At 70.2% G+C, this 13743-nt stretch carries 12 protein-coding genes, 3 pseudogenes and 1 riboswitch; of the genes and pseudogenes, 10 read left to right on the top strand and 5 right to left on the bottom strand.

Annotation, left to right across the window (positions count from 1 at the left end; genetic code table 11):
* Window positions 1-32: 32 nt before the first annotated feature.
* The 7 genes and pseudogenes from H0I39_RS10540 to H0I39_RS10570 all read left to right on the top strand — a co-directional run bounded on the left by H0I39_RS10540 (window position 33) and on the right by H0I39_RS10570 (window position 5866).
* Window positions 33-1165 (top strand): annotated as a pseudogene (locus H0I39_RS10540) (NAD-dependent epimerase/dehydratase family protein).
* A gap of 1 nt (window position 1166) precedes the next feature.
* A pseudogene (locus tag H0I39_RS10545) lies at window positions 1167-2504 on the top strand (UDP-glucose dehydrogenase family protein).
* A gap of 70 nt (window positions 2505-2574) precedes the next feature.
* A complete protein-coding gene (gene otnI / locus H0I39_RS10550; protein ID WP_180550445.1) occupies window positions 2575-3432 on the top strand; it encodes a 2-oxo-tetronate isomerase in 858 nt (285 codons plus the stop codon).
* Window positions 3433-3596: 164 nt separating this feature from the next.
* Window positions 3597-3740 (top strand): hypothetical protein, encoded by a 144-nt coding sequence (locus H0I39_RS10555; protein ID WP_180550446.1) that lies wholly within the window; start codon window positions 3597-3599, stop codon window positions 3738-3740.
* On the top strand, window positions 3737-4249 hold the full coding sequence (locus H0I39_RS10560; protein WP_180550447.1) for a DUF1236 domain-containing protein: 513 nt from the start codon (window positions 3737-3739) through the stop codon (window positions 4247-4249). Before H0I39_RS10555 ends, H0I39_RS10560 begins: the two co-directional genes overlap by 4 nt.
* Window positions 4250-4301: 52 nt before the next feature.
* Window positions 4302-4901 (top strand): YceB family lipoprotein, encoded by a 600-nt coding sequence (locus H0I39_RS10565; RefSeq protein WP_180550448.1) that lies wholly within the window; start codon window positions 4302-4304, stop codon window positions 4899-4901.
* Window positions 4902-5101: 200 nt separating this feature from the next.
* The gene (locus tag H0I39_RS10570; RefSeq protein ID WP_180550449.1) at window positions 5102-5866 is read left to right on the top strand and encodes an alpha/beta fold hydrolase; all 765 of its coding nucleotides are present in this window, start codon (window positions 5102-5104) and stop codon (window positions 5864-5866) included.
* A gap of 26 nt (window positions 5867-5892) precedes the next feature.
* On the opposite strand, the gene H0I39_RS10575 is transcribed toward H0I39_RS10570, so the two are convergent.
* The 3 genes from H0I39_RS10575 to H0I39_RS10585 all read right to left on the bottom strand — a co-directional run bounded on the left by H0I39_RS10575 (window position 5893) and on the right by H0I39_RS10585 (window position 8394).
* Window positions 5893-6363: a 6,7-dimethyl-8-ribityllumazine synthase gene (locus tag H0I39_RS10575; RefSeq protein WP_180550450.1), complete on the bottom strand. Its 471-nt coding sequence runs from the start codon at window positions 6361-6363 to the stop codon at window positions 5893-5895.
* Window positions 6364-6489: 126 nt separating this feature from the next.
* Window positions 6490-6647, bottom strand: a riboswitch (FMN riboswitch).
* A gap of 154 nt (window positions 6648-6801) precedes the next feature.
* Window positions 6802-7620 carry a DUF72 domain-containing protein gene (locus H0I39_RS10580; RefSeq protein ID WP_257645752.1) on the bottom strand — a complete coding sequence of 273 codons (819 nt, stop codon included), beginning with the start codon at window positions 7618-7620 and terminating at the stop codon, window positions 6802-6804.
* Between the two features lie 66 nt (window positions 7621-7686).
* The gene (locus H0I39_RS10585) at window positions 7687-8394 is read right to left on the bottom strand and encodes a glutathione S-transferase N-terminal domain-containing protein (protein ID WP_180550451.1); all 708 of its coding nucleotides are present in this window, start codon (window positions 8392-8394) and stop codon (window positions 7687-7689) included.
* 100 nt (window positions 8395-8494) lie between these two features.
* Between H0I39_RS10585 and H0I39_RS10590 the strand changes: the two genes are divergently transcribed.
* From H0I39_RS10590 to H0I39_RS10600, 3 genes are all read left to right on the top strand, one after another.
* Window positions 8495-9970, top strand: a complete 1476-nt coding sequence (locus H0I39_RS10590; RefSeq protein ID WP_180550452.1) for a M20/M25/M40 family metallo-hydrolase — start codon at window positions 8495-8497, stop codon at window positions 9968-9970.
* Complete coding sequence (locus H0I39_RS10595) at window positions 9970-10872, top strand: alpha/beta hydrolase (protein ID WP_180550453.1); 903 nt, start codon at window positions 9970-9972, stop codon at window positions 10870-10872. Before H0I39_RS10590 ends, H0I39_RS10595 begins: the two co-directional genes overlap by 1 nt.
* A gap of 152 nt (window positions 10873-11024) precedes the next feature.
* Window positions 11025-11777: an Lcl C-terminal domain-containing protein gene (locus H0I39_RS10600; RefSeq protein ID WP_180550454.1), complete on the top strand. Its 753-nt coding sequence runs from the start codon at window positions 11025-11027 to the stop codon at window positions 11775-11777.
* Between the two features lie 6 nt (window positions 11778-11783).
* Here the strand turns inward: H0I39_RS10600 and H0I39_RS10605 are convergent, their stop codons facing one another.
* Together H0I39_RS10605 and H0I39_RS10610 are read right to left on the bottom strand one after the other, a co-directional pair.
* Window positions 11784-12965 carry an MFS transporter gene (locus H0I39_RS10605; RefSeq protein WP_180550455.1) on the bottom strand — a complete coding sequence of 394 codons (1182 nt, stop codon included), beginning with the start codon at window positions 12963-12965 and terminating at the stop codon, window positions 11784-11786.
* A pseudogene (locus H0I39_RS10610) lies at window positions 12962-13686 on the bottom strand (16S rRNA (uracil(1498)-N(3))-methyltransferase). The gene H0I39_RS10605 and the pseudogene H0I39_RS10610 overlap by 4 nt, the downstream one beginning before the upstream one ends.
* Window positions 13687-13743 lie beyond the last annotated feature (57 nt).

The following is a 13743-nucleotide window of genomic DNA, read 5'->3' on the forward strand; positions in this document are numbered from 1 at the left end:
TCCTCGTCACCGGCTGCGCCGGCTTCATCGGCATGCACTGCGCCGAGCGGCTGCTGGCGCGCGGCGCGCAGGTGGTCGGCATCGACAACCTGAACGCCTATTACGACCCGGCGCTGAAAGAAGCGCGCCTGGCGCGGCTCACGGGCCACCCCGTTTCCGTTTCGAGCGCATCGACCTGGCCGACCGCGCCGCCATGGCCGACCTGTTCGCGCGCGTGCAGCCCGCCCGCGTGCTGCACCTGGCCGCGCAGGCGGGCGTGCGCTACTCCATCGACCAGCCCGACGACTACACCGACAGCAACCTGCTCGGCTTCGGTCACATCCTGCAGGGCTGCCGCGCGGCGAGTGTTGAGCACCTGGTGTTCGCCAGCAGCTCCAGCGTGTACGGCGGCAACGCCAGGCTGCCTTACAGCGAGCGCGACGCGGTCGATCACCCCATAAGCTACTACGCCGCCACCAAGAAAGCCAACGAGGTGATGGCGCACACCTACGCGCATCTGTACGGCATCTCCGTCACCGGCCTGCGCTTTTTCACCGTCTACGGCCCCTGGGGCCGGCCCGACATGGCGCTGTTCAAGTTCACCCGCGCCATGCTGGCGGGCGAGCCGATCGACGTGTACGGCGAAGGCCAATTGGTGCGCGACTTCACCTACATCGACGACATCGTGGAAGGCGTGCTGCGCGTGCTCGACAAACCCGCCACGCCCGACCCGACCTACGACCCCGCTGCGCCCAACCCCGGCACCAGCAACGCGCCCTACCGCATCTTCAACATCGGCAACAGCGCGCCCACGGTGCTGATGGACTACATCACCGCGCTCGAATCCGCGCTGGGCATCACCGCGCACAAGCGCATGCTGCCCATTCAGCCCGGCGACATGCACAGCACGGCGGCCGACACCTCGGCGCTGGCGGCGTGGGTGGGTTTTGCACCGTCAACACCGGTTCAAACCGGTGTGGCACGCTTCGTGAACTGGTATCGGGGTTTTATGAAGGGCAGTGACCAGTGCAAGGCCCCAACAGCCCAACCTCCATACGCAGAGGACGCAAAGATGACGCAGAGGACGCTGAAGAACAGCCAGAATCCTTGGGTTTTTTTGCGTTCTCTGCGAATCCTTTGCGTCCTCTGCGTCCGGCAGTTCCCGATTTCTGCGAGTTTGAATTGACATGAAAGTCACCGTTTTCGGCACCGGCTACGTTGGTCTGGTGCAAGGGGCCGTGCTGGCCGATGTGGGGCACGACGTGGTCTGCGTCGATGTCGACGCCGCCAAGGTGGCCGCACTCAAGGCCGGCCGCATCCCCATCCACGAGCCAGGGCTGGAGCCCATCGTGCAGGCCAACCACGCCGCGGGCCGGCTGCACTTCACCACCGACGCGGCCGAGGGCGTGGCGCATGGCGAGCTGATCTTCCTGGCTGTGGGCACGCCCCCGACGAGGACGGCAGCGCCGACCTGCAGCACGTGCTGACGGTGGCGCGCACCATCGCGGCGCACATGACCGCGCCCAAGACCATCGTCAACAAATCCACGGTGCCCGTGGGCACCGCCGACAAGGTGGCCGAGGCCGTGCGCGCGGGCCTGCAGGCGCGCGGCGCCGACATCGCGTTCGAGGTCGTCAGCAACCCCGAATTCCTGAAGGAAGGCAACGCCGTGGCCGACTGCCAGCGGCCCGACCGCATCATCATCGGCACCGGCAGCGCCGCGGTCGAGGCCCAGCTGCGCGAGCTGTACGCCCCTTCAACCGCAACCACGACCGCATGGTGGTGATGGACGTGCGCAGCGCCGAGCTGACCAAGTACGCCGCCAACGCCATGCTGGCCACCAAGATCAGCTTCATCAACGAGGTGGCCAACCTGGCCGAGCGCCTGGGTGCTGACATCGAGGCCGTGCGCCGCGGCATCGGCAGCGATCCGCGCATCGGCTACCACTTCATCTACCCCGGCGTGGGCTACGGCGGCAGCTGCTTTCCCAAGGACGTGAAGGCGTTGATCCACACCGCGCAGTCCATCGGCTTCACGCCCGAGGTGCTGCTGGCCGTGGAGCGCCGCAACGAGTCACAGCGCCGCGTGCTGCCCGAGCGCATCGTCGCGCACTACGGTGGCAGCCTGAAAGGCAAAACCATCGCCGTCTGGGGCCTGGCCTTCAAGCCCGAGACCGACGACATGCGCGAGGCGCCCAGCCGCAACCTGCTGCAAGGCTTGTGGGCCGCCGGAGCCACGGTGCGCGCGCACGACCCGGTGGCGATGCAGGAGGCGCGCCGCATCTTCGGCGAGCGCGATGATCTGCTGCTGTGCGACACGCCCACGCAGGCGCTGGAAGGCGCCGATGCGCTGGCCATCGTCACCGAATGGAAGGCCTTCCGCGTGCCCGACTTCGCGCAGATGGCGCGCCTGCTGAGGACCGCATGGTGTTCGACGGCCGCAACCTGTACGACCCGGCGGTGCTGGCACGGCACGGGCTGGGCTACCAGTCGATCGGCCGGCAGGCTGTGTCGACAGCGCCGTGATGCTATATAAACAAGAGCTGTCATCGCTTGCTACATAAGCGCTGGAGCCGTTTTTCACTCATAAACCGCCATGCCCCGATTCGCCGCCAACCTGAGCATGCTGTACCCCGAACTGCCGTTCCTCGACCGCTTCGAAGCAGCGGCCAAGGACGGGTTCGAGGCGGTGGAGTACCTGTTTCCTTACGCCTATCCCGCCGAAGAACTGGTGGCGCGGCTCAAGGCCCATGGCCTGCGGCAGGTGCTGTTCAACGCGCCACCGGCCGGCACCGACGCCGCCAGCATCGACGCCGCCTGGGCCGCCGGCCTGCGCGGCACGGCCAGCCTGCCAGGCCGGGAGGACGAATTCCGCGCCGGTGTGCAACTGGCGCTGCGCTACGCCGCCGCGCTGGATTGCCCGCGCATCCACTGCATGGCCGGCCTGCTGGACGAGGGCGCCGACCGCGAGGTCGCGCGTGCGGTGTACGTGAGCAACCTGCGCTGGGCCGCGGCCGAGGCGGCGCGCGAAGGGCGCGACATCCTGATCGAGCCGATCAACCCGCGCGACATTCCGCGCTTCTTCCTCAAGCGCCAGGACGAGGCGCACGCCATCGTGCAGGAAGTGGGCGCGCCCAGCCTCAAGGTGCAGTTCGACCTGTACCACTGCCAGATCGTCGAAGGCGACGTGGCGACGAAGATCCGCCAGTACCTGCCCACCGGCCGCGTCGGCCACTTCCAGATCGCCGGCGTGCCCGAGCGGCACGAGCCCGACACGGGCGAGCTGAATTACCCTTACCTGTTCAGCGTCATCGACGAGGTGGCGGCGCAATGCGGCTGGCAGGGCTGGGTCGGCTGCGAGTACCGGCCGCGCGAAGGCGCCCAGCCCGGCGGCACCACGCGCGGGCTGGCCTGGCTGCGCCAATGGCGCACGGTGCACGCACCGGCATCTTGATACCAAAGGCTACACCCACGTGCGCGCGTTGCATTTCGATGCAGAGCTTCACCCAGGCCGGGTGCGCGGTGGCCGGGGCTGGGGCGTTGAACGAGGGTGGCACGGGTGGTCTGCGCGGTCGCCCGCATTCAGCACGCACTTGATGCAGAAGAAGGATTCATGACATGACTTCACACCTCACCTTCCGGTCGTCGCACCGCACCCTGGCCCTGCTGCTGGCCGCAGCCCTGGGCGCCAGCGGTGCCTGGGCCGAAAGCCCGAGTGGGCCGGCGGCGGCAAGGACCGCGACGGCCCGCCCGGCCAGATGAAGAAGCAGGACCGCGACGACCGTGGCGAGCGCCGTGTCCGCCGCGACAACGACGACGGCCGCTGGGACCGCAGCGACGACCGCCGGGGGCCACGGGCCGAGCGGGGTGACCGGGGCAATCGGGCCGACCGGGATGACCGCCGTGATCGCCGCGAGGCCCGTGATCGCGGCCCCGTCGTGGTCATCCAGCCCGGCGGCTTCTTCAACGACGGCCAGCGCCGCCATGCCCACCAGTGGTATGGCGAGCAATACCGCGCCGGCCACTGCCCGCCCGGCCTGGCCAAGAAGAACAACGGCTGCATGCCGCCCGGCCAGGCCAAGAAGTGGCGCGTCGGCCAGCGCCTGCCGGCTGGCGTCGTCTATTACCCGGTGCCGCAGCCCGTGGTGGTGCAACTGGGCCTGCCGCCGGCCGGCTACCGCTATGTGCGCGTGGCCAACGACATCCTGCTGATGGCCATCGGCACGCGCATGGTGGTCGATGCCATCACCGATCTGGGGCGTATCCTCTGAGCGGTCGCAACCCCGGGGCGCGTGCCCCGCATCGCTGAAGGCACCGAACGCCATGAACCACGCCACCCCCGCGCTCACCCGCCGCCGCTGGCACCAGCTGGGCGCCGCCGCCGCGCTGACCACGCTGCTGCCCGGCCTGGGCGCCTGCGCCAGCGGCGTGGGCGACCTGGCCGGCTACACCGTGTCGCAGCAGCGGCTCAACCAGCTGCTGGCGGCCAGCTTTCCGGTCACGCGCACGTTTGCCGGCCTGGCCGATCTGACGCTGCAGTCGCCCCGGCTGGGCCTGCTGCCAGCGGCCAACCGCATCGCCACGGCGTTCGACCTGGTGCTGTCCGAGCGCATCGCCCACACCCGCTACAGCGGCGGCATGGACCTGGACTACGGCCTGCGCTTCGACATGCAGGAAGGCGCCGTGCGCATGACCGACGTGAAGGTCAACCGCCTCATGATCGACCAGCTGCCGACGGCGCAGCGGCTGCTGGTGTCGCAATACGCGCCCGGCATTGCCGAACAGCTGCTGCACAACATGGTGCTGTACCGCCTGCCCGCCGAGCAGATGGCGCTGGCGCGCAACCTGGGCTGGGGCAACGCCGCCCTGCGCGTGCTGCCGCAGGGCCTGCGCATCGACATGGGGCCGGCGGGTTTGCGCTGAGCGGTCGCGCCATGTTCCAGGCCAAATAGGCCGTCAGCGCTTGCCAGTATTGCGCTGACAGCTCCTGAATTCATAGTTTTCTGGCGCCTGCAAGGCCGCTGCGGCTGCGCTGCATCAAACGCAGCCGGCGGCGGGCTTCGTATCATGGGGCGTGCCGCGCGGCGGCACCATGCCCCACGACAACACAGGAGACAAGCGACATGCCCAACACCCATCTGGCCATCGGCAACGGCCCGCACAAGGTCATCGGCCTGCACGGCTGGTTCGGCCACGCCCACGGCTGGGGGCCTTTCACCCAGCACCTCAACGGCCAGGATTTCAGCTACGCCTTCATGGACCAGCGCGGCTACGGCGGCATGAAGGGCAGCGGCGGGCCCTACACCGTCGAGCAGATCGCGCAGGACGCGCCGGCGCTGGCCGATTCGCTCGGCTGGCAGCGCTTTTCCATCATGGGCCATTCGATGGGCGGCGTCGGCATCCAGCAGGTGCTGGTCGCCGCGCCCGAGCGCGTGCGGTCGCTGGTCGCCATCACGCCCGTGTCGGCCGCCGGCGCGGGCTTTGACGACCAGGGCTGGCAGCTGTTCTCGGCCGCCGGCACTGATGGCGGCGCGCGCCGCACCATCCTCGACTTCACCTCCGGCAACCGCCTCACGGGCACCTGGCTCGACGCCATGGTCGCCAGCACCAAGGCACACTCCGACGACGAAGCCGTGGCCGGCTACATGCCTTCGTGGGCCAAGGCCAGCTTTGTCGACAAGATCAGCGACCAGAAGCTGCCGGTGCTGGTGCTGCCCGGCGAGCACGACCTGGCACTGGGCGAGCAGGCCTGCCGCGACACCTGGATGAAGCACTACCCCCACGCCGAGCTGCACGTGATCGGCAACGCCGGTCACTACCCGATGGACGAGACGCCGATCTACCTGGCCACGGTGATCGAGAAGTTCCTGGCCGGCGTGCCGGCGTAGCCTGCTTCGGCGCTGCGCGACAAGGTTCAGACCCCCAGCGCCGCATGCGCCGCCAGCGTCTGCACGCAGGCGCGCGCGGCCTCGGCGCCCTTGGCGACGAAGTGCTGGCGGAAGAAGTCGCGGTGGGTGTCGTGTTCGTGGAAGTCCTTGGGCGTGAGCACGACCGAGAACACCGGCACGCCGCTGTCGAGCTGCACGCGCATCAGGCCGTCGATGACGGCGCCGGCGACGAACTCGTGCCGGTAGATGCCGCCGTCGACCACCAGCGCGCAGCACACGATGGCGGCGTGCCGACTGGCGCGCGCCAGGCGCTGGGCCAGCAGCGGGATTTCAAAAGCGCCGGGCACGGCGAAGCGCTGCACGGCTGGCGGCGGCGCGCTGCCGCCGAGGCGCGCCAGCTCGTCGGCAAAGCCATCGTGGGCGCGCGCCACGATGTCGGCGTGCCAGCCGGCCTCGATGAAGGCGATGGGTGCGGTGGGTGCAAGGGGCTGATTCATGAAAGTCTCCTGAAGGGGACGAAGGTTCAGTGAATCAGGGCGCATGCGACAGCGCAGGGCGGCGCGCGGGCGCATGCCGACGGCCAGGGCCGGCACGCTGCCGCAACGCCGCGCCAGCGCGGCTTCGCACGCTCTCTTTCATCCGGACTGTGACCGTCGGCCCTGGCATCGCACCCGGTCTGCTGACCTTCGGCCTGCCGGGTGGCGGGCCGAAGCGCTCGCGGGCTCCCGCCGCAAGGACGGATACCGCCGGTGGGGACTTTCACCCCGCCCTGAGAACGCTTGTGCGACCGCGCTGCTGCGCGATCGCACAACGATGATACGGGGCGCACGTGCCGGTCGTGCAGCCAAGGCGACACCCGGGTGCCGCCGGTCTGGAGTTTTTAAGGGCTGATCGGCCGGAATATCCTGCTCTTCAGCGATCGATAGCAGCGCGTGTCATGCGCTGGCCAGCCGCTCGATCAACCCCGTTGCCGCCGCCGGGTTGCGCGCCTTGGCGGCGGCGATGAACTGCACGAACACTTCGCGCGGCGCGGTGTGCGCGGGCGCCGTGGCGGGGTCGACCAGCGGCAGGCCGGCGGGCAGGGCGCCCTGTTGCCAGCGGCGCACGCGTGCTGCCCACTGGTCGAGTGCACGCGGCGGGTAGCCCGTGGCTTCGCCGGGTTGCGAACGCATGAGCCGAGCGTAGACGAAGTCGGCCGTCGGGTCGGCGATGTTCGGGTAATCGGGCGAGTCGGTGTAGACGGTGGCGACGCCGTAGCTGCGCGCCAGGCGCACGTAGTCGGCGCAGGCAAAGCTGGCGTGGCGCGGCTCCAGCACATGGCGCAGCGGCAGGCCATCCACGGCGTCGGGCAGCAGGGCGAGGAAGCACTCGACGTCGTCGGCGTCGAAGCGCCGGAACGGCGGCAGCTGCCAGACGATGGGACCGAGCCTGTCGCGCAGTTCGGTGACGCCGCTCTCCAGAAAGTGGACCACGGCCTCGGCGCCCTCGGCCAGCGTCTTGCGCTGCGTGGCCAGCCGGTGCGCCTTGACGGCGAACACGAAACCCTCGGGCGTCTCGTCGCGCCAGCGGGCGTAGGTGGCGGGCTGCTGTGTGCTGTAGAAGGTGGCGTTGACTTCGAGGCCCGTCAGCGCGCGGCTGGCGTAATGCAGTTCCTGTGCCTGCGGCAGCCCGGCGGGGTAGAACACACCGCCGCGCCATTCGGCGTAGTTCCAGCCGCCGATGCCGACGCGAATACGGGGCGTATGGGCGGCCAAGGTCGCTATCTTAAAAATAGCTGCTTGCGCTTGCTGGATCGGCGCTGGGGGCTGATTTCATGTAAATCAACCCGCCGCTGGCACCGCCAGCCCGCGCTGCACTGCCGGCCGCGCCACGAAGGCGTCGAGCACGCGCTGCACCTGCGGGAAGCGGTCGAACTGCACCAGCTCGCGCGCCTCGTAAAAGCCGACAAGGTTGCGCACCCAGGGAAAGATGGCGATGTCGGCGATGCTGTAGTCGCCGCCCATCATCCAGTCGCGCCCTTGCAGGTGGCCGTCCAGCACGCGCAGCAGGCGCACGCTTTCGGCCACGTAGCGGTCGCGCGGGCGCTTGTCCTCGTAGTCCTTGCCGGCGAACTTGTGGAAGAAGCCGAGCTGGCCGAACATGGGGCCCAGGCCGCCCATCTGCCACATCAGCCACTGCAGCGCGTGGTAGCGCGCGGCCGGGTCTGGGGGCAGCAGCTGGCCGGTCTTGTCGGCCAGGTAGATCAGGATGGCGCCCGATTCGAACAGCGCCAGCGGCTGGCCGCCAGGGCCGTGCGGGTCGATGATGGCGGGGATCTTGTTGTTGGGGTTCAGGCTCAGGAACTCGGGCGACAGCTGGTCCTGCGTGTCGAAGCCGACGCGGTGCGCCTCGTAGGGCAGGCCGGTCTCCTCCAGCATGATCGAGGCCTTCACGCCGTTGGGCGTGGGCAGCGAATACAGCTGCAGGCGGTCGGGGTGGCGCGCGGGCCATTTGCGGGTGATGGCGAAGTGCTGGAGTGCGTGTGTCATGCGGGCCAATATACGCCCGGCAGCTTGGCCTTCGTGCTGGCGTGGACGTGCGCAAGGGCGTAAAGTGCCTGCTCTTTCTGATGTTCACAGGGTCACCGCCATGAACGCTCCGCTGCACCGTGAAATGCCCGGCGCCCCGGCCTGGGACGCCGCCGCCGCGCTGGACCAGATCGGCCGCCAATGGGACGGCGACATCGTGCGGCGCCTGTCCGACTACATCGCCATCCCGGCCAAGTCGCTGGCGTTCGACCCCGACTGGGCGGCGCACGGCTTCATCGACCGCGTGGTGCGCGATGCGGCGCAATGGGTCGAGTCGCAGAAGGTGCCGGGCCTCAAGCTGGAAGTGGTGCGCATCGACGGGCGCACGCCGGTGATCTTCTTCGAGATCGAAGGGACGAAAGCCGGCGCTGCGCAGACGGTGCTGATGTACGGCCACCTCGACAAGCAGCCCGAGTTCACCGGCTGGCGCAGCGACCTCGGGCCGTGGACGCCGAAGTACGAGGACGGCAAGCTCTACGGCCGCGGCGGCGCCGACGACGGCTACGCCGTGTACGCCGCCATCGCCGCCGTGCAGGCGCTGAAAAGCCAGAACGTGCCGCACCCGCGCATCGTCGGCCTGATCGAGACCAGCGAGGAAAGCGGCTCGCCCGATCTGCTGCCCTACGTCGACGCGCTGCGCCCGCGCCTGGGCGACGTCGGGCTGGTCGTCTGTCTGGATTCGGGCGCCGGCAACTACGACCAGCTGTGGCTGACCACCAGCCTGCGCGGCATGGCGGCGGGCACCTTGAAGGTCGAGGTGCTGACCGAAGGCGTGCATTCGGGCGATGCGTCGGGCCTGGTGCCTTCATCGTTCCGCATCCTGCGCCACGTGCTCGACCGGCTGGAGGATTCCGCCACCGGCCGCCTGCTGCCGGCCAGCTTTCATTGCGACATCCCGGCCGAGCGTGTCGAGCAGGCCAAGCAGACTGCCGCCATCCTGGGCGACGACCTGTTCAAGCGCTACCCCTGGGTGCACTACGACTGCGGAGGCGAATCGCGCAGCGTGCTGCCGATGACGGGCGACCCGGTCGATGCGCTGCTGGCGCGCACCTGGCGGCCCACGCTCAGCGTCACCGGGGCCGAGGGCTTTCCGGCGCCGCAGGACGCCGGCAACGTGCTGCGGCCGTACACGGCGTTCAAGCTCAGCCTGCGCCTGCCGCCGCTGGTGGACGCGGCGCAGGCGGTGCAGCAGGTCAAGCGCCTGCTGGAAGACAACGCGCCCTGCCAGGCCAGGGTCACCTTCGAGAGCCAGGGTGGCGCCTCGGGCTGGAACGCGCCGGCATCGGCGCCGTGGTTCGAGCAGGCGCTGAACGCCGCTTCCAGCACCCACTTCGGCGCGCCCTGCGGCTACATCGGCCAGGGCGGCACGATCCCGCTGATGAACCAGCTCAGCGAGGGCTTCCCGACCTCGCAGATGATGGTCTGCGGCGTGCTGGGGCCGCGCAGCAACGCGCACGGCCCCAACGAATTCCTGCACGTGCCCTATGCCAAGAAGCTCACCGCGGCCGTGGCCGAGGTGATCGCGCGCATGCCCTGATGACGAGCGATTCCACGCTGTCGCACTTCGCCAGCGCGCACGGCGATGCGCTGGCGCTGCACGACTGGCCGCTGTCGGCCGGCTGGCCCACGCGCGGCGTGGTGCTGCTGGTGCACGGCCTGGGCGAACACGTGGGCCGCTACATGCACGTGGCCGACCGGCTGAACCAGTGGGGCTTTTCGGTGCGCGGCTACGACCAGTACGGCCATGGCGAATCGGCCGGCATTCGCGGCGAACTGCCGACCGACGACCAACTGCTGACCGACCTGGCCGCCGTCATCGACGACACCCGCATCCGCATGGACGACCGCCTGCCGCTGATCCTGCTGGGGCATTCGCTGGGCGGCCTGGTGGCCGCGCGGCTGGTGTCGCTCAAGCTGCGGCGGGTGGATGCGCTGGTGCTGTCGTCACCCTCGCTGGACGTGGGCATGACCGTGGTGCAGAAGGCGCTGACCGCCTCGCTGTACCGCGTGGCACCGCAGGCCCGCGTGGCCAACGGGGTGGACGCGCGCTTTCTGTCGCACGACCACGCCGTGGTGGATGCCTACCGCGACGACCCGCTGGTGCACGACCGCATCAGCGCCCGGCTGGCGCACTTCATCGCCACGGCGGGGCCGGCGGTGATCAAGCGCGCACCGCGCTGGAAGGTGCCCACGCTGCTGCTCTACGCCGGGCAGGACCGGCTGGTGCGGGCCGCCGGCAGCCGCGCCTTTGCCAGCGCGGCGCCCGCTGAATGGGTGACGGCGCAGGACTTTCCCATGCATTACCACGAGCTGTTCAACGAGCTCGAAAGCGCGCCCGTGTTCGAGGCGCTGCACGACTGGCTGGTGTCGCGCTTTCCGCCCATCGTGCTGGGCGAGGCCAGCGAGCCGATGCCCGGCGGCGCGCCGTCGCACTTCTAGAACGCCGGTCGAACGGGTTACCCCGTTCGCGTGATACCGCGCGGGCTGACAAAGATTTACATTGCCTGAAAACAGTGGCGCACCAGTAGCGGTGCGGCGCGTGCGGGTTGCCGTCATCCCAGTCGGGGGAGGGTGCAGCCAAGGAGGGCACGATGAACAACAGGAACGAAGCAAGTGGGTGGCCGGGCGCCGTGCGCGCCGTGCTGGGCGGGGTGGCGCTGGGCGGCCATGCCCTGGCCTGGGCCAGTTGTGTCGGTGGCGGCCTGCCGCATCTGCCGCAGGGCCCGTTCGTCGACGCGGGCGGCGGGATGGTGCGGCACGTGCCCAGTCAGACGGTGTGGAAGCGCTGCGCCGAGGGGCAGAACTGGGTCGGCACCAGGTGCGTCGGCCAGCCGCTGGTGCTGACCGCCGCGGCGGCGCAGGCGCGTGTCGTCGCCGTCAACGCCAGTGCGCCGGGCACGCGCAACGCGGGGCAGACCAGCTGGCGCCTGCCCCGCGTGCACGAGCTGCGCTGGCTGGTCGAGTCGGGCTGCGAGCGGCCGGCCATCAACCAGACGCAGTTCCCGGCCACGCCGGTGCTGCCGTTCTGGACCGAAACCCCGTTCGTCAATGCCTACAACGCGGCCTGGACGGTGGACTTCGCGCGTGGCGAACCCCGCAGCGCCAGCCGGCTGTCGACGGCCGCCGTGCGCCTGGTGCGTGTGGCCGCCGACGCGGAGATCCGGCGCGATCCCGTGCTGGCAGCGCGATCAGACAAACCCTCGACGGGCCGCAGCCGCGCCGCGTCGGCCCGGGCCGCCGTACCGCCGCCGCTGGCGGACGCGATCCACATCAGCGTGCCCTCCGCGCCGCCGGAGCTGCCCTGGACGAGCCTGCTGCCGCCACCCGGCCCGGAGTGCCGCTGACGTTGCTCAGTCGGCCGCGCGCAGCGCCGTCTGGCGACCGCGCCAGCCCAGCCAGGCCAGCGCGCCGCCCACCAGCGCCAGCGCGGGCAGCGAACCCAGGTTCAGCCACATCCAGCCCTGCGTGGTCACCAGCGCGCCCGAGGCGAACGAGGTGAACGCCATGGTGGCGAAGACGCAGAAGTTGATCGCCGCCTGCGCGCGGTCCTTCTCCTCCGGGCGGTAGGCCGTCAGCGCCAGCGTGGTGCTGCCGGTGAACAGGAAGTTCCAGCCCACGCCGAGCGCGAACAGCGCGATCAGGAACTGGTGCAGGTCCACGCCCGACAGCGCGATGGCCACGCACACCACGTTCAGCACCACGCCCGCGCCCATGACGGGCAGCACGCCGAAGCGCTTGATCAGGTGCCCGGTGAAGAAACCCGGCGCGAACATGCCGATGACGTGCCACTGCAGCACCAGCGCCGTCGATTCGAAGTCGAAGCCGCACACCTGCATGGCCAGCGGCGTGGCCGCCATCAGCAGGTTCATCACCCCATAGCCCAGCGCCGCGCCCACGGTGGCGACGACGAACACCGGCTGCCGCATGATCTGGCCCAGCGGCCGCCCGGCGCTGCTGCCGGGCGCCTTGGCCGGTGCGGGTGGAAAGTCGATGAACGCCATCACCCCCATGGCCAGCACCGCCACCACCGCCAGCGCCAGGTAGGCGCCGACGAAGGGCACGGGCAGCACGGCGCGCGTCCAGGCCGCCAGGTTGGGGCCGACGATGGCGCCCAGCAGCCCGCCGGCCAGCACCAGCGACACCGCCTTCTCGCGCCAGGTCGGGGCGGCCAGCTCGGCCGCGGCGAAGCGGTACAGCTGCCCGTTGGCGCTGTAATAGCCGGCAATCATGGTGGCCGCCACCAGCAGCCAGAACTGGCGCGTCCACGCCGCGAAGGCCGCCAGCAGCGCCGAACCCAGGGCCACGGCCAGCCCGATCTGGAACGAGCCCTTGCGCCCGAAGCGCGTCTGCGCGCGCGCCACCAGCGGCGTGGCCAGCGCGCCGCCCACCACGTAGCCCATCACCGGCAGCGTCGCCATCCAGCCGAACGGCGCCAGCTGCAGGCCCACCAGGCCGTTGATGGCGATGAATGTGACGTTGTTGGTGAGGAACAGGCCCTGCACCAGGGTGAGCAGCAGCAGGTGGCGGTTCATGGCAGGCTCAGGCAGGCCAGCGCGGCCAGCGGCGCGGTTTCGGCGCGCAGCACGCGCGGGCCGAGGTCGATCGGCAGCCAGCCGGCGGCGCGCGCGGCGGCGTCCTCGTCGGGGCTCAGGCCGCCCTCGGGGCCGGACAGCAGGTGCACGGCGGCCTGCGGTGCCAGCGCCGCGGCACGGGCGCGCAGCGATTCGGCTTCCGGCGCGAGCGACAACACCCAGCGCGTGCCGGCGACGTCCGCAGGCTGCATCAGATGCTCCTGAAAAGTGAGCTGATCGCGCACGTCCAGCAAACGATTGCGGCCATTTTGTTCACAAGAAGCCGCGGCCACCGCCTGCCAGTGCGCGCGCTTCTTCGTGGCCCGCTCGCCCGACAGGCGCAGGCTGCTGCGCGCCATCAGCAGCGGCGTCAGGCTGGCGGCGCCCAGCTCGGTGGCCTTCTCGACCAGCCAGTCCATGCGCTCGGCCGCCATCAGGCCGACGGCCAGGTGCACGGCGCGCGCGGCCTCGCGCTCGACCGGGGTGTGCGTTTGAACCGCCACATCCACGTCGCTGCGCCCCATGCGCGTGACGGTGGCCGACCACTCGCCGCCCTCGCCGTTGAACAGCGTGATGCCATCGCCCGGCTGCAGCCGCAGCACCTGCACATGGCGCGCGGCACCGGGCGGCAGCGCCAGCGCGCGCCTGCGGCGAGCGGGACGGGAACGTGAAAACGTGGCATGGGACCACGATTGTCGTTGAGCCGCCGGTCACGACATGCCCTGGCGCCGCGCTAGCA

This window comes from Ottowia beijingensis (assembly GCF_013423955.1).
In the GTDB taxonomy this organism is placed as follows: domain Bacteria; phylum Pseudomonadota; class Gammaproteobacteria; order Burkholderiales; family Burkholderiaceae_C; genus Ottowia; species Ottowia beijingensis.

Coding starts and splice junctions, on each gene's coding strand:
- H0I39_RS10560 (WP_180550447.1), top strand. CDS start 3,737: ATGAAGAAGCAGGACCGCGACGACCGTGGCGAGCGCCGTGTCCGCCGC.
- H0I39_RS10590 (WP_180550452.1), top strand. CDS start 8,495: ATGAACGCTCCGCTGCACCGTGAAATGCCCGGCGCCCCGGCCTGGGAC.
- H0I39_RS10605 (WP_180550455.1), bottom strand. CDS start 12,965: ATGAACCGCCACCTGCTGCTGCTCACCCTGGTGCAGGGCCTGTTCCTC.
- H0I39_RS10565 (WP_180550448.1), top strand. CDS start 4,302: ATGAACCACGCCACCCCCGCGCTCACCCGCCGCCGCTGGCACCAGCTG.
- H0I39_RS10555 (WP_180550446.1), top strand. CDS start 3,597: ATGACTTCACACCTCACCTTCCGGTCGTCGCACCGCACCCTGGCCCTG.
- H0I39_RS10595 (WP_180550453.1), top strand. CDS start 9,970: ATGACGAGCGATTCCACGCTGTCGCACTTCGCCAGCGCGCACGGCGAT.
- otnI (WP_180550445.1), top strand. CDS start 2,575: ATGCCCCGATTCGCCGCCAACCTGAGCATGCTGTACCCCGAACTGCCG.
- H0I39_RS10575 (WP_180550450.1), bottom strand. CDS start 6,363: ATGAATCAGCCCCTTGCACCCACCGCACCCATCGCCTTCATCGAGGCC.
- H0I39_RS10585 (WP_180550451.1), bottom strand. CDS start 8,394: ATGACACACGCACTCCAGCACTTCGCCATCACCCGCAAATGGCCCGCG.
- H0I39_RS10600 (WP_180550454.1), top strand. CDS start 11,025: ATGAACAACAGGAACGAAGCAAGTGGGTGGCCGGGCGCCGTGCGCGCC.
- H0I39_RS10570 (WP_180550449.1), top strand. CDS start 5,102: ATGCCCAACACCCATCTGGCCATCGGCAACGGCCCGCACAAGGTCATC.